This window comes from Hydrocarboniphaga sp. (assembly GCF_028291725.1).
Lineage (GTDB): Bacteria > Pseudomonadota > Gammaproteobacteria > Nevskiales > Nevskiaceae > Hydrocarboniphaga.
Genome location: NZ_JAQGNT010000009.1, coordinates 119008 through 132148, shown reverse-complemented (window position 1 = coordinate 132148; position 13141 = coordinate 119008). Strand labels below are relative to the sequence as shown.

Sequence of the window (13141 nt, the reverse complement as noted above, 5' to 3'; positions counted from 1 at the left end):
CTCGCAGCGCTGCTGTCGCAGTCTTGTCCGCCGCATCTTAGGAGCGGAGCCGCGCCGGCGACCTCGTTCGTCCTGACTAGGTCGGGCGCCGGGGAATCACGTCAGGCTCTCGATGCACAACTGTAGGAGCGGACCTTGTCCGCGATTCTCGACGGTAGCGCTCACTCGAAGAATCGCGGACAAGGTCCGCTCCTACAGGTTCAGGGAATCAGCCGGCGCACGATCCCGGCGGTCTCGGCCACCCGCTCCAGATGCGCGTGATGGCCGCAGCCCTTGAAGACCGTCAGATTCACCTGCGCCAGCGCCTCTACATAGCGATCGGCGCCCTTGAGCGGCGCCATGCGGTCGAGCTCGCCCCAGATCATTTCGACCGGCAGCTGCAGCGCCGACAGCTGCAGCGGCTGCTGAAGTTCGTTGCCGATCGAGATCAGTGAACTCATGTGGCGGGCGATGCGCGCCGGCGTGTAATGGCTCAGGTAATCGGCGTAAACCGAGTCCGCTACGAGTTCGGGCTGCGCCAGGCAGGTGCGCTTGAAGCTCTTCAGGAACTCGGCCTGTTGCTGCTCCCAGCTCAGCTCGTCGCCGAGCCGGCTGGCGCTGGGCGCCAGCGAGCCGTTGCGCACCAGCATCTTCTGCCAGGCCGGCAGATCCAGCGGCGCCGGGCCGATCACTACGCAGCCCGGAATGTCGAGGCTCAGGGGCTGGTTCAGCGCCATCAGCAGCGCGCGTCCGCCCAGGGATTGCGCGATCGGCAGCAGCCTGCCGCGGGCGCCGAAATGAGCCAGCGCGGCCCGCACGAACGCGACGAATTGCGGCAGCTGCGGCCCGGGCGCCAGATCCTCGGCGGCGCCGAACTGCGGCAGGTCGACGGCGACCAGCCGCGCCGGCACGTCGGCCAGCGCCGCCATCAGCGGCCGATAGGTATCGGCGCTGTCGGCCCAGCCGTGGATGAACAGCAGCGTCAGATCCGCGGGGCCGCTGCGTTCCAGAAGGCGGGTCTGGTAGCCGCCGATGCGGACGGGACGGGGTTCGAGCCTGAAGTTGCTACTGAGCATGAAAGAGACGAGGTCAAGTGGCAGTTCCGAGCAGCTCTTCGATGAGCGCCCGGGCGGGTGCGGATTGGGTGCGGCGCTGGTGCCAGACGATGCCGAGTTCGCGCTGCAGCTCGAAGCCGGCGACGTCGATCGCGCGGATGCTGTCGTCGAGCATCGAGCGCGGCAGCACGCTCCAGCCCAGGCCGATCGCGACCAGCATCTTCAGCGTCTCCAGATAGTTTGTCGCCAGCCGCACCCGCGGCGCCACACCATGCCGCTGCAGCGCCGAGGTGATGATGCGATGAGTGTACGTGGCCGCGTCCGGCAACACCGCGGGATGCGCGGCCAGCATAGTCAGATCGACCGTCTTCAGCCTGGACAGTTCATGCTCGGGCGACACCACCACCGCCAGCGGATCGGGCCACACCAGGCGCTGTTCGAGCTTGGGCAGCGGCGCCAGCGGCAGGGTGACGATGCCGAGTTCGAGCTTGCCGGCCAGCACCGCGTCGCAGGCGTCCTCGGAGTCCATGAAATGGATGTCGAGATCGACTTCGGGATAGTGCTGGGTGTAATGCTTCAGCACCGGCGGCAGCCGGTGCAGGCCGATGTGGTGGCTGGTACCGATCGACAGCCGGCCGCTGATCTCCACGGACAGCCGCGACACCGCGCGCCGCCCGTCTTCCAGCTCGTGCAGCACACGTCGCGCATAGGGCAGCAGCGCGATGCCGGCCTCGGTCAGCGTGATGCGCCGGCCGACGCGGTCGAACAGCGGCCGCTTCAGCCGGTTCTCCAGCGACGCGACGCGCTTGCTGATCGCCGGCTGGGTCAGGTGCAGGCGCTCGGCGGCGGCTGAGAACGAGCCGGTCTCGGCGACTTCGACGAAGGCATTCAGATCCTGGGTATCCATGGACAGGCACTGCTCTCGAATTCCATAACGGAATGCAGGATATTCAAACGATTCATTGGAGTTATGGCAAGCCCAGGCCTAAAATCCGCGCCATCCGATAGCCGAACGAGCGATCCAATGGCCTCCGCAGCGCACACGCCAGCACGAACCCTGTACGAAAAAATCTGGGATGAGCACGTCGTCCAGGACAAGGGCGACGGTTCCTGCCTGATCTATATCGACCGCCACCTGGTGCACGAAGTCACCAGCCCGCAGGCCTTCGACGGGCTGCGTCTGAATGGACGCAAGCCCTGGAGCATTTCCGCGAACCTTGCGGTGGCCGATCACAACGTGCCGACCACCAATAGAAGCTCCGGCATCACCGACCCGATTTCCCGCACTCAGGTCGAAGCTTTGGAGTCCAATTGTGTTGAGAGCGGCATCACGCTTTTCAAGATGAGCGATCTGCGCCAGGGCATCGTCCATGTGATCGGCCCGGAGCAGGGCGCGACCTTGCCGGGCATGACTGTGGTCTGCGGCGACTCGCATACTTCGACGCACGGCGCCTTCGGTGCGCTGGCCTTCGGCATCGGCACCTCCGAAGTCGAGCATGTGCTGGCCACGCAGTGCCTGATCGCGAAAAAAACCAAGACCCTGCGCATCGTCGTGCGCGGCCGGGTCGGCCCGGGCGTTACCGCGAAAGACATCGTGCTGGCGATCATCGGCCGCATCGGCACCGCCGGCGGCAATGGTTACTCGATCGAATTTGCCGGTGAGGCGATCACCGCGCTGTCGATGGAAGGCCGCATGACGGTCTGCAACATGGCGATCGAAGGCGGCGCGCGCGCCGGCCTGATCGCGGTCGACCAGACGACGATAGCCTACTGCAAGGGACGCCCGTTCTCGCCCAAGGGCGACCACTGGGACCAAGCGGCCGCGCACTGGCAGACGCTGCACTCGGATGAAGGCGCGCTGTTCGACAAGGAAGTCGTGCTCGATGCGGCCGAGATCCAGCCGCAGGTGACCTGGGGCACATCGCCGGAAATGGTGCTGCCGGTGTCGGCCTCGGTGCCGGACCCGGCCAAGGTCGGTGACGCGGTCAAGCGCTCCGGCATGGAAAAGGCGCTGGCCTACATGGGCCTGCAGGCGAACCAGCCGATCGAGCAGATCCGGATCGACAAGGTTTTCATCGGCTCCTGTACCAACTCGCGCATCGAGGATCTGCGCGCCGCGGCCGTGATCGTACGCGGCAGGACCAAGGCCGCCAGCGTCAAGCTGGCGCTGGTCGTGCCGGGCTCGGGCCTGGTCAAGGCGCAGGCCGAGAAAGAAGGTCTGCACACGATCTTTCTAAACGCCGGCTTCGAGTGGCGCGAGCCGGGCTGCTCGATGTGCCTGGCGATGAATGCCGACCGCCTGGAACCGGGCGAGCGCTGTGCGTCGACCAGCAACCGCAATTTCGAAGGGCGCCAGGGGCAGGGCGGCCGTACCCATCTGGTATCGCCGGCGATGGCTGCCGCCGCCGGTATTGCCGGGCACTTCGTCGATGTCAGGAGCTTTGCATGAGAGCCTTCACTAGCGTCACCGCCAAGGTCGCGCCGCTGGACCGGCCGAACGTCGACACCGACGCGATTATTCCGAAGCAGTACTTGAAGTCGATCAAGCGCACCGGCTTCGGTCAGTACCTGTTCGATAGTTGGCGCTACCTCGATCCGGGTGAGCTTGACGTGCCGGTCGCGAGCCGGCGGCCGAATCCCGACTTCGTGCTGAACCAGCCGGCGTTTCGCGATGCGCAGATCCTGCTGAGCCGCGAGAATTTTGGCTGCGGTTCTTCGCGCGAACACGCGGTCTGGGCGCTGGACGATTTCGGTTTTCGCGCAGTGATCGCGAGCAGTTTCGCCGACATCTTCTATAACAATTCATTCAAGACCGGATTCCTGCCGGTGGCGCTGCCGGCCGAGGTGATCGAGTCGCTGTTCGAGGAACTCGCCGCGACGCCGGGTTACCAGCTGACGATCGATCTGCCCGAGCAGGTGGTGATCACACCCGGCGGCTTGCGGCATCGCTTCGACGTCGACGACTTCCGCAAGGATTGCCTGGTGCGCGGCCTCGACGAGATCGGGCTGACGCTGCAGGCGGGAGATGCGATCCGGGCGTACGAGGCGCGTCGCAGGGAAGAAGCGCCGTGGCTGTTTACGGCATAACCGAACTCAATCATCTGACTGTAGGAGCGGGTCATACCCGCGACTGTGCCCTTGAAGATCCAGTCGCGGGTATGACCCGCTCCTACAGTTCCAGCTGAAACCCGAAAGAAAACATGACCAAAAAAATCGCGATCCTCCCGGGCGACTACATCGGCCTTGAAGTGATGGCCGAAGCCGTGAAAGTGCTCGACGTACTGCGCGCCGAAGGCGAAGCGCTCGAATACGAATTCGGCCTGCTCGGCGGCGCGGCGGTCGACGCCGAAGGCCATCCTTACCCCGAATCCACGCAGAAACTCGCGCGTGCGGCCGACGCCATCCTGCTCGGTGCCGTCGGCGGCCCCAAGTACGACGAGCTGCCGCGCGAACTGCGCCCGGAACGCGGCCTGCTCGGCATTCGCAAGGATCTCGGCCTGTTCGCGAACTTCCGCCCGGCGCTGGCTTATGCAGAGCTTGCCGCGGCCTCGTCGCTGAAGCCGGAGATCATCGCCGGCCTGGATCTGCTGATCCTGCGCGAGCTGACCGGCGACATCTACTTTGGCCAGCCGCGCGGCCGCCGCACGAATGCCGAAGGCGTCGAAGAAGGCTACGACACCATGCATTACAGCCGCACCGAGGTGGAGCGCATCGCACGTCTCGGCTTCGAGGCGGCACGCAAGCGCAGCAAGAAGCTGTGTTCGGTCGACAAGGAAAACGTGCTGGAGACTTCGCGGCTGTGGCGCGAAGTCGTCATCGAAGTCGGCAAGGGCTATCCCGACGTCGAGCTGAGCCATATGTACGTCGACAACGCGGCGATGCAGCTGATCCGCAGGCCCAGGCAGTTCGACGTGATCGTCACCGGCAATATCTTCGGCGACATTCTTTCCGATGAAGCCTCGATGCTCGGCGGCTCGATCGGCATGCTGCCTTCGGCTTCGCTGGACGTGAACGGCAAGGGCATGTACGAGCCGATTCACGGCAGCGCGCCGGATATCGCCGGCCAGAACAAGGCCAATCCGCTGGCGACGATCCTGTCCGTTGGCATGATGTTCAAGTACAGCTTCGATCGCGGCGACATCGCCGATCGCATCGACGCGGCGGTGAAGGGCGTGCTGCGTGCCGGCCATCGCACCGGCGACATCGCGCAGCCTGGCGAGAAGATCATCGGCACGCGCGAGATGGGCGATGCGGTAGTGGCAGCGCTGCAGCGCTGATTCGAAGAGGGCAACAGAGAACGAAGATGAAGAAAGTCGGCATGGTGGGTTGGCGCGGCATGGTGGGTTCGGTGCTGATGCAGCGCATGCAGCAGGAGAATGATTTCGCGCTGATCGAACCGCATTTCTTCACGACCTCGAACGTCGGCGGAGCCGCGCCTGCGTTTGCAAAGAACGCCGGCAAGCTGCTCGACGCCGCCAGCGTCGACGCGCTGCGCGCGATGGACGTCGTCATCACCTGCCAGGGTGGCGATTACACCGGCGAGATTTTCCCGAAGCTGCGGGCTTCCGGCTGGAACGGTTACTGGATCGACGCGGCCTCGACGCTGCGCATGAGCAACGACGCGATCATCGTGCTCGATCCGGTCAACAGCGAAGTGATTTCCCGCGGCATCGACAGCGGCGTAAAGAACTACATCGGCGGCAACTGCACCGTCAGCCTGATGCTGATGGCGCTTGGAGCGCTGTATCGCGAGAACCTGGTCGAGTGGATGAGCGCGATGACCTACCAGGCCGCCAGTGGCGCCGGTGCACAGAACATGCGCGAGCTGATCGCGCAGATGGGCGCGACCCATGCGGCCGTGTCCGGCCTGCTCGCCGATCCGGCCAGCAGCATTCTCGACATCGATACCCAGGTCACCGCGACGCTGCGCAGTGCGGAATTTCCGACGCAGAACTTCGGCGTGGCCTTGGCGGGCAGCCTGATCCCGTACATCGACAAGCAGCTCGACAACGGCCAGTCCAAGGAAGAATGGAAAGGCCAGGCCGAGACCAACAAGATTCTCGGCCGCGGTCATGGTTCGGATTGGGAACCAATCCCGGTCGACGGCCTGTGCGTGCGCATCGGCGCAATGCGCTGCCACAGCCAAGCGCTGACGATCAAGCTGCACCGCGACGTGCCGCTGGCCGAGATCCAGGCGCTGATCGGGACCGCCAACGACTGGGTGCGCGTGGTGCCGAACGATCGCGAGGCCAGTATGCGCGAGCTGACGCCGGCCGCGGTTAGCGGCCGGCTGCAGGTGCCGGTCGGCCGTCTGCGAAAGCTCAACATGGGGCCGGAATATCTGGCTGCGTTTACCTGCGGCGATCAGCTGCTGTGGGGCGCGGCCGAGCCGCTGCGGCGGATGCTGCGGATCCTGCTGGCCGCGTAGGTCGGCAATCCTTTGCCGACGTGAGGCCTCGATTGCGTATCGACTTGGCATGTTGGCAAGGGATTGCCGACCTACGTTAAGCGGAGATTTCAGCTCGGCTGAAAGCCAAGGTACGTCAGCGTCAGATGCTTCAGATCGATGCCCTGCAACAACAGGGATTCGTAGACCGCGCTCTGCATCGCCAGATAACCGATCTGATCGCCTTTTTTCAGCAGCTCCTGGCTGCCGTTGCCGGCGACCGTGGTCAGGATGCCGAGCGCTTCCGAGGTGCGCTGCTTCTCGGCGTCGCTCATAAGAATGATTTCCGGGCTGTGCCGCAATGAACGAGCGAGCTGATTGCGCACCGCCCGGAAGTAGTTGGGCGGCACGACCGTATGATTGACGATTTCCCAGCTGCCGACGTAATACGAGGCCATCACGTCGGCGAGGTTGCGGCTCGAGTAGCCGATGCCGGACAGCAGCGCATCGAACTGTTGCCAGATCCAGCCGCTGGCCAGTGCGGTGCGCACCTCGGGCTCCTGTTGTGGATCGGCATTGACGACGCGGCGCGCGAGTTGCTCGCGCAAGGTGCGGCTGATGCCCTCCTGAGCCTGGTAGTCGAGGTCGGCACTGACGGTCTCCGGCATGTAGATGCGCACTGCGGCCGATGAAGGCGGCGCGCTGGCGCCGAGCACGCTGCGCTGGCCCGCGGCGAGTGTCGGCTTGCCGACTTTCTGCATCACGCTCTGCTGGAATGCAGGCGAGGCATACAGCACCGACAGCTCGGCAGTGTCCACGGCCTGCGCATGGCCGCGCGCTCCGAACGAGGTGAGTAACGCGGCGCCAATCAGATATTGAATACGACGATTTCTTGAAACCATGGAATGACTATAAGCAAAACCGCTGCCATGAGATGTAAGCTCCTGTTCAGAAAACCCTTCGTCCACTGCCTAGGGCCTGTTGACATTTAATTGATCGCTGCGCTGGCCAATTAAATGTCAACAGGCCCTAGATCAGCGGCCGAACGGATTCCGGCCGGCCCGGAACGGCTCTGGCGTTTCTGGCGACGCTGCTCCGCTTGTTGCTTGCGCCAGGTGCCCGCGCCGTTGATCCTGCCGCACCAGCCGCTGGTGCCAGCGGGGCAGTGGCCCGGCCCGGCGGCCGGGGCACTTTTGCTACTGTATGAGGCACTGCAGATCGCGCCATCGGCGCGACGCAGGCCTCGACCACAATTAGACGCGCAGATGCGGGCGGCGCGCGGAGACCTAGATGCTGCAAAGACTGGCTAAGGGGACGGCGCTGCTGGCTGGTCTTTTCTGCACCGCCGCCTATTCCCTGGGGCTGGGCGAGATTCAGGTCGCGTCGCATTTGAATCAGGCCTTGTCCGCGACGATTCCGCTGACGTCTCTGAGCCAGGACGAGGCGGAAGGTCTGCGCGTGCAACTGGCCTCGCCAGCGGACTTCGAGAAAGCCGGAGTCGAACGCGGTGATTACCTGTCCAGCCTCAAGTTCAGCGTCATCGGATCGAAAGTCAGGATCAGCAGCGACGAGATCGCGCGCGAGCCCTTCATCGCCTTGCTGGTGGAGGCTCGCGCCGGCAACAGCCGTGTGCTGCGCGGCTATTCGGTGCTGCTGGATCTGCCGCCGAGCGGGCCGAACGCCCCCGAGTCCGGCGCGGCTGCGCCGGGCCGCGTCTATGAGACCGCCAAAGCCGGATCGTTTGCGCCCGCCGACGTGCCCACGACCGACGACGCGGTTCCGACATCCGATGCAGCCGCCAGCGCGCAGCAGCAGCAACCCCGGAGCTATGGCCCGATCCGATCCGGACAGACGTTCTGGAGCGTCGCGTCGAAGTTGCGCCCCGATCCATCGCTGGTCTCGATGGACCAGACGATGCTGGCCCTGTACACCGCCAATCCTCAGGCTTTCATCGGCGGCATCAATGGCCTGTTGATCGGCTCGGTGCTGCGTGTGCCGAGCGTCGATGAAATGCGGGCCGTGCCCGAGATCGAAGCGCGCCGTCGCGTGCAGGCTCTGCGTACTTCGTCGTCTGCCGCCGTGAGCGGTGCCGCGGCGGCTGCACCGGCCAAGCCGGCCGCCGTCGCCGAAGCGCCTGCGGTCGTGGCAGCAGAGACTCCGATTGTGCCGGCCGCGGTGCCGGAAGCGCCCGCCGGAACCGAGGCTGCAAGCCCGGCGCCGCCCGGCGCCGTCGATGCAGCCGCTCCAACTGCCGCCGCCGATGCGGCACCGGCCGAAACTCCGGTTCCGGCTGCAACTCCGGCGCCCGCGACACCGCCGGCAGCCACGCCCGCACCGCCTGCGCCGCCCGCGTCGTATCCGCTGCCGTGGGCGCTGGTTCTGTTGGTGCTGGCGCTGCTGGCGGTATGGGTTTTGTGGCGCCGTCGCCGCCTGCCGCCTGCAGTGCCGGTTCGCAGCGACGTGCCGGTGGCGGCGGCTCCGCTCGCTGCCGCGGCCACGGCGATCGAGCCGGAGGTCGAGCTTGCTGCGTTGCCGGCCGGCGAGCCGCTCGTGCTTGTCAGCCCGGAGGCGCCGCCCGAGCTGCCGACCGAGGCTGCGATTGCAAGTGAGGCGATCATCGACCTGCCGCAGGCCGAAGCCGAGCCCATGGCCGAAGTCTCGCCGATCGAGGGCGAAGACGCGCATCCGGCCGATATCGACCTCGCGACTTCGATCACAGGCGCTCAGCCTTCGCTGGATGAGCTCGATCCGCTGGCCGAAGCGGACTTCCATTTGTCCTATGGCCTTTACGACGAGGCGGTGCGCGGTCTGCTCGAGGCGAGCACGAACGAGCCCGAACGCAACGACCTGCAGATGAAGCTGGCCGAGACCTATTTCGCTGCGGGGCGGGCAGCTGACTTTGAAGCACTGGCGCTGCAGATCCAGCCGCGCGTCGGGCCGTCGGAGTGGGGCCGCCTGGTATTCATGGGCGGCCAGTTGTGCCCGGATGCGACGCTGTTTCGTGGCGAGACCGATGCCGAGCTGATTCGGGCCGAACATCACGGAAACGGCGTCGAGTTCCGACTCGAGCCGATGCTAGAGATGCCGGCTCCTCCGGAGACGCCCGCAGCCAGGAACGACAATCTGCTCGAATTCGAGTTGAGCCAGTTCGACGCCAGTGCGCCGGTCGATGTGTCGACCTGGCATACGCAGACCCATTGGCGAGGTTCGTCGCCCTCGACGTCCGGCGCCGCGCCGGCGGCGCTCGATCTGTCGGATCCCGGCGTGGTGGCGTTCGAAGCACTGCCCGATATCGATCCGTCCGACATCGATCTTTACGAGGCCGAGCCCGAAGTCGAGATCTCGACCGACGACGAAGTCGGCACCAAGCTCGATCTGGCGCGTGCCTATCTGGACATGGGCGACAAGCAGATGGCGCGCGATCTGCTCGCCGAGGTGGCACTGCAGGGCAATGCCGCGCAGCAGGCCGACGCGCAGTCTCTGCTGCAGCGACTGCCGCTCTAGGCGGGATTTCGTCCGGATGACGCGTTGGGCGGCCGCGGTCGAATACGTCGGCACGCGTTATTCGGGATGGCAATCGCAGCCGCATGCGATCTCGGTGCAGGGCGAACTCGAAGCCGCGCTGTCCAGGGTCGCAGCGCATCCGGTCGCCATTTCGGCAGCCGGCCGTACCGATGCCGGCGTGCATGGCTATGCGCAGGTCATCCACTTCGATTCGCTGTCGGTTCGCAGTCCTTATGCCTGGCTCCTCGGCACCAACGCGAATCTGCCGGCGGATATTTCGCTGCGCTGGGTACAGGCCGTGCGCGACGATTTCCACGCACGGCACAGCGCGGTCGCACGCCGCTATCGCTACGTGATGCACAACAGTCGCGCTCGCTCGGCGCTGCTCAGTGATCGCGCGGCCTGGCTGGCCTGGACACTGGATGCCGATGCCATGCATCGTGCCGCACAGCACCTGGCCGGTGAACTCGATTTTTCGGCGTTCCGCGGATCTCAGTGCCAGTCGAACACGCCGATGCGCTGCATCACCGACATCGCCGTACATCGCGAAAACGACTTCGTGCTGCTGGACATCCGCGCCAACGCGTTCCTGCATCACATGGTGCGCAACATCGCCGGTACGCTGATCGAGGTTGGCAGCGGACGTCGCTCCGAAGCCTGGGTCGCCGAGGTGCTGGCCGGCCGCGACCGCACTCGCGCCGGCATGACCGCACCGGCCCAGGGGCTATACTTTGTGGCTGCCGACTATCCGTCCGAATTCGGCATTCCGGCCGCGCAGGAATTCTGGTTGCCCTGAGCGGTTGTCCTGTCTCCAACTGCCCGACGCGAAGCTGCCTTGCCGACACGTATCCCGACACGTATCAAGTTCTGCGGATTCACCCGCGCCGAGGATCTCGACATCGCGTTGAGCCTGGGGGTGGATGCGGTCGGCCTGATCTTCGACAGCCGCAGCCAGCGTGTGGTGTCGCTGGCCGCCGCCGCCGAGCTGCGCCGCCGTGTGCCGGTCTTCGTCAGCGTCGTCGCGCTCTTTCGCGATGCCGACGAGGCGCTGGTCGCCGAGGTCATCGACCGTATCGAACCTGACTTGCTGCAGTTTCACGGGCAGGAATCGCCGCTGTTCTGCGAACGCTGGGCGCGGCCGTATCTGAAGGCTGTGCCGATGGCCGAGAGCCAGGATCTGGAAGACTGGTGCCGGCGCTATTCACGAGCGCGCGGACTGCTGCTGGACAGCCACGCTCCCGGTGCTCTGGGCGGTACCGGGCACCGCTTCGATTGGTCGCGGTCACCGCGTGGCTTGAGCAAATCCTGGGTGCTGGCCGGTGGGCTGAGCCCGGTCAACGTCGCCCAGGCGGTTACAATGGCGGCCCCGCCGGCCGTGGATGTATCCAGCGGAATCGAGTCGGCGCCGGGCATCAAGGATCCCGCGCTGATGCGGGCTTTCGTCGACGCGGTCCGCCGCGCCGACCTTCAGTCACCCTAAAATGAAATACGAACAGTACCCCGATGCGCGCGGTCATTTCGGCCCCTATGGCGGCCGTTTCGTCGCCGAAACCCTGATGGAGCCGCTGCGCCAGCTGGAGGAGGCCTACGAACAGTTCAAGGCCGACCCGAAGTTCCAGGCGGAGCTCGATTTCGACCTGAAACACTATGTCGGCCGGCCGTCGCCGCTGTATCCGGCGGATCGTCTGACCAAGGCCTGGGGCGGTGCGCGCATCTGGCTCAAGCGCGAAGACCTGAACCACACCGGCGCGCACAAGGTCAACAACACGGTCGGTCAGGCGCTGCTGGCCAAGCATCTGGGCAAGACCCGGATCATCGCCGAGACCGGCGCCTGCCAGCATGGCGTCGCGACCGCGACGATCGCCGCGCGTCTCGGGCTGAAGTGCGTGGTCTACATGGGCGCCGACGACATCGAGCGCCAGTCGCCGAACGTCTACCGGATGAAGCTGCTCGGCGCCGAAGTGGTGCCGGTGACCTCGGGCACGCGCACCTTGAAGGACGCGCTGAACGAGGCGATGCGCGACTGGGTGACCAATGTCGACGACACCTTCTACATCATCGGCACGGTCGCCGGCCCGCATCCTTACCCGATGCTGGTGCGCGACTTCAATGCCGTGGTCGGCCGCGAAGTGATCGCTCAGTCGCGCGAGCAGATGGGCCGGCTACCGGATGCACTGGTCGCCTGCGTCGGCGGCGGCTCCAATGCGATTGGCCTGTTCCACCCGTTCATCGGTTTCGACGAAGTCAAGATGTATGGCGTCGAAGCGGGCGGCGACGGCATCGAGACCGGGCGGCATGCGGCGCCGCTGTCCGCCGGCAAGCCCGGCGTGCTGCATGGCAATCGCACCTACATCATGGCCGACGAGAACGGCCAGATTCAGGGCACGCATTCGATCTCGGCCGGCCTGGATTATCCGGGCGTCGGCCCCGAGCATTCCTGGCTGAAGGATCTGGGACGCGTGCAATACTCCGCAATCAACGATGACGCGGCGCTGGCCGCGTTCCATGAGTGCGCGCGCCGCGAAGGCATCATTCCGGCACTGGAATCCGCCCACGCGGTCGCCTACGCCAAGCTGCTGGCGCCATCGATGCGGCCCGATGAGAACATCGTCGTGAATCTGTCTGGTCGCGGTGACAAGGACATCTTCACGGTCGCCAAGCTCGAGGGCATCACGCTCGGCTAATACTCGTAGGTTGGGGTGAGCGCAGCGAACCCCAACATCAGCGCGGACGAATGTTGGGGTTCGCTGCGCTCACCCCAACCTACGATGACGTCGCCGCAATGCCGGGCGTTCAGCATCACATCGCTACCTTTGCTCCTACCCATTCGGGCCAATTAGGCAAAGGGAGATTGTGATGGCACTCGGAACCATATTGCTGATCGTGTTGCTGCTGTTGCTGGTCGGTGCGCTGCCGGTGCACTCGCACAGCCGCTCTTGGGGTTACTATCCCGCAGGAGGTCTGGGCACTGTGCTGATCGTGGTGCTGGTACTGGTTTTCATGGGTGCCATCTGAGCCTCCCGCAGCACCTCGGTACGTCGGGCCGGTCAGCTGACCGGCTTAAGCGCTGCAGATTCGAGCCCCAGGCTCATCCGACTATCCCCCTACAGCCTCCAGTCTCTGTGCGTCTATAGCGTCATTGCGGGGCTGCGCGTGTTATAATTTGCTGCATATTGCTTCAGCCCTCCGACTATACGAGGCGGCCTTCTAACAGCCG

The 13141-nt window shown here is 65.2% G+C and carries 12 protein-coding genes; 9 read left to right on the top strand and 3 right to left on the bottom strand.

Annotated features, from left to right (window positions below; genetic code table 11):
- Positions 1 to 200: 200 nt before the first annotated feature.
- The gene (locus JWQ90_RS02820) at positions 201 to 1055 is read right to left on the bottom strand and encodes an alpha/beta fold hydrolase (protein WP_299689077.1); all 855 of its coding nucleotides are present in this window, start codon (positions 1053 to 1055) and stop codon (positions 201 to 203) included.
- 13 nt (positions 1056 to 1068) lie between these two features.
- A complete protein-coding gene (locus JWQ90_RS02815) occupies positions 1069 to 1941 on the bottom strand; it encodes a LysR family transcriptional regulator (RefSeq protein WP_299689074.1) in 873 nt (290 codons plus the stop codon).
- Positions 1942 to 2058: 117 nt separating this feature from the next.
- Here JWQ90_RS02815 and leuC point away from each other — a divergent pair, with 117 nt between their 5' ends.
- The 4 genes from leuC (at position 2059) to asd (ending at position 6462) form a co-directional block, all read left to right on the top strand.
- The gene (gene leuC / locus JWQ90_RS02810; RefSeq protein WP_299689071.1) at positions 2059 to 3483 is read left to right on the top strand and encodes a 3-isopropylmalate dehydratase large subunit; all 1425 of its coding nucleotides are present in this window, start codon (positions 2059 to 2061) and stop codon (positions 3481 to 3483) included.
- On the top strand, positions 3480 to 4121 hold the full coding sequence (leuD, locus tag JWQ90_RS02805; RefSeq protein ID WP_299689068.1) for a 3-isopropylmalate dehydratase small subunit: 642 nt from the start codon (positions 3480 to 3482) through the stop codon (positions 4119 to 4121). Before leuC ends, leuD begins: the two co-directional genes overlap by 4 nt.
- A gap of 113 nt (positions 4122 to 4234) precedes the next feature.
- Positions 4235 to 5311 (top strand): 3-isopropylmalate dehydrogenase, encoded by a 1077-nt coding sequence (gene leuB / locus JWQ90_RS02800; protein ID WP_299689065.1) that lies wholly within the window; start codon positions 4235 to 4237, stop codon positions 5309 to 5311.
- Between the two features lie 26 nt (positions 5312 to 5337).
- Positions 5338 to 6462, top strand: a complete 1125-nt coding sequence (asd, locus tag JWQ90_RS02795) for an aspartate-semialdehyde dehydrogenase (RefSeq protein ID WP_299689063.1) — start codon at positions 5338 to 5340, stop codon at positions 6460 to 6462.
- A gap of 89 nt (positions 6463 to 6551) precedes the next feature.
- Here asd and JWQ90_RS02790 read toward each other — a convergent pair whose 3' ends face one another.
- A complete protein-coding gene (locus tag JWQ90_RS02790; protein ID WP_366919416.1) occupies positions 6552 to 7322 on the bottom strand; it encodes a DUF6683 family protein in 771 nt (256 codons plus the stop codon).
- Between the two features lie 388 nt (positions 7323 to 7710).
- Here JWQ90_RS02790 and JWQ90_RS02785 point away from each other — a divergent pair, with 388 nt between their 5' ends.
- The 5 genes from JWQ90_RS02785 to JWQ90_RS02765 all read left to right on the top strand — a co-directional run bounded on the left by JWQ90_RS02785 (position 7711) and on the right by JWQ90_RS02765 (position 12939).
- Positions 7711 to 9924 (top strand): FimV/HubP family polar landmark protein, encoded by a 2214-nt coding sequence (locus JWQ90_RS02785; protein WP_299689058.1) that lies wholly within the window; start codon positions 7711 to 7713, stop codon positions 9922 to 9924.
- A 16-nt stretch (positions 9925 to 9940) separates the two neighbouring features.
- Positions 9941 to 10720 (top strand): tRNA pseudouridine(38-40) synthase TruA, encoded by a 780-nt coding sequence (gene truA, locus JWQ90_RS02780; protein WP_299689055.1) that lies wholly within the window; start codon positions 9941 to 9943, stop codon positions 10718 to 10720.
- Positions 10721 to 10759: 39 nt separating this feature from the next.
- Positions 10760 to 11404 (top strand): phosphoribosylanthranilate isomerase, encoded by a 645-nt coding sequence (locus tag JWQ90_RS02775; protein WP_299689052.1) that lies wholly within the window; start codon positions 10760 to 10762, stop codon positions 11402 to 11404.
- Between the two features lies 1 nt (position 11405).
- The gene (gene trpB / locus JWQ90_RS02770; protein ID WP_299689049.1) at positions 11406 to 12608 is read left to right on the top strand and encodes a tryptophan synthase subunit beta; all 1203 of its coding nucleotides are present in this window, start codon (positions 11406 to 11408) and stop codon (positions 12606 to 12608) included.
- A gap of 172 nt (positions 12609 to 12780) precedes the next feature.
- On the top strand, positions 12781 to 12939 hold the full coding sequence (locus JWQ90_RS02765; RefSeq protein ID WP_299689046.1) for a DUF3309 family protein: 159 nt from the start codon (positions 12781 to 12783) through the stop codon (positions 12937 to 12939).
- Positions 12940 to 13141 lie beyond the last annotated feature (202 nt).

What these genes read in the sequence shown, in the direction of transcription:
- leuB (WP_299689065.1), top strand. Translation starts at nt 4,235, where the DNA reads ATGACCAAAAAAATCGCGATCCTCCCGGGCGACTACATCGGCCTTGAA.
- JWQ90_RS02785 (WP_299689058.1), top strand. Translation starts at nt 7,711, where the DNA reads ATGCTGCAAAGACTGGCTAAGGGGACGGCGCTGCTGGCTGGTCTTTTC.
- truA (WP_299689055.1), top strand. Translation starts at nt 9,941, where the DNA reads ATGACGCGTTGGGCGGCCGCGGTCGAATACGTCGGCACGCGTTATTCG.
- JWQ90_RS02765 (WP_299689046.1), top strand. Translation starts at nt 12,781, where the DNA reads ATGGCACTCGGAACCATATTGCTGATCGTGTTGCTGCTGTTGCTGGTC.
- JWQ90_RS02815 (WP_299689074.1), bottom strand. Translation starts at nt 1,941, where the DNA reads ATGGATACCCAGGATCTGAATGCCTTCGTCGAAGTCGCCGAGACCGGC.
- JWQ90_RS02790 (WP_366919416.1), bottom strand. Translation starts at nt 7,322, where the DNA reads ATGGTTTCAAGAAATCGTCGTATTCAATATCTGATTGGCGCCGCGTTA.
- trpB (WP_299689049.1), top strand. Translation starts at nt 11,406, where the DNA reads ATGAAATACGAACAGTACCCCGATGCGCGCGGTCATTTCGGCCCCTAT.
- asd (WP_299689063.1), top strand. Translation starts at nt 5,338, where the DNA reads ATGAAGAAAGTCGGCATGGTGGGTTGGCGCGGCATGGTGGGTTCGGTG.
- leuC (WP_299689071.1), top strand. Translation starts at nt 2,059, where the DNA reads ATGGCCTCCGCAGCGCACACGCCAGCACGAACCCTGTACGAAAAAATC.
- leuD (WP_299689068.1), top strand. Translation starts at nt 3,480, where the DNA reads ATGAGAGCCTTCACTAGCGTCACCGCCAAGGTCGCGCCGCTGGACCGG.
- JWQ90_RS02820 (WP_299689077.1), bottom strand. Translation starts at nt 1,055, where the DNA reads ATGCTCAGTAGCAACTTCAGGCTCGAACCCCGTCCCGTCCGCATCGGC.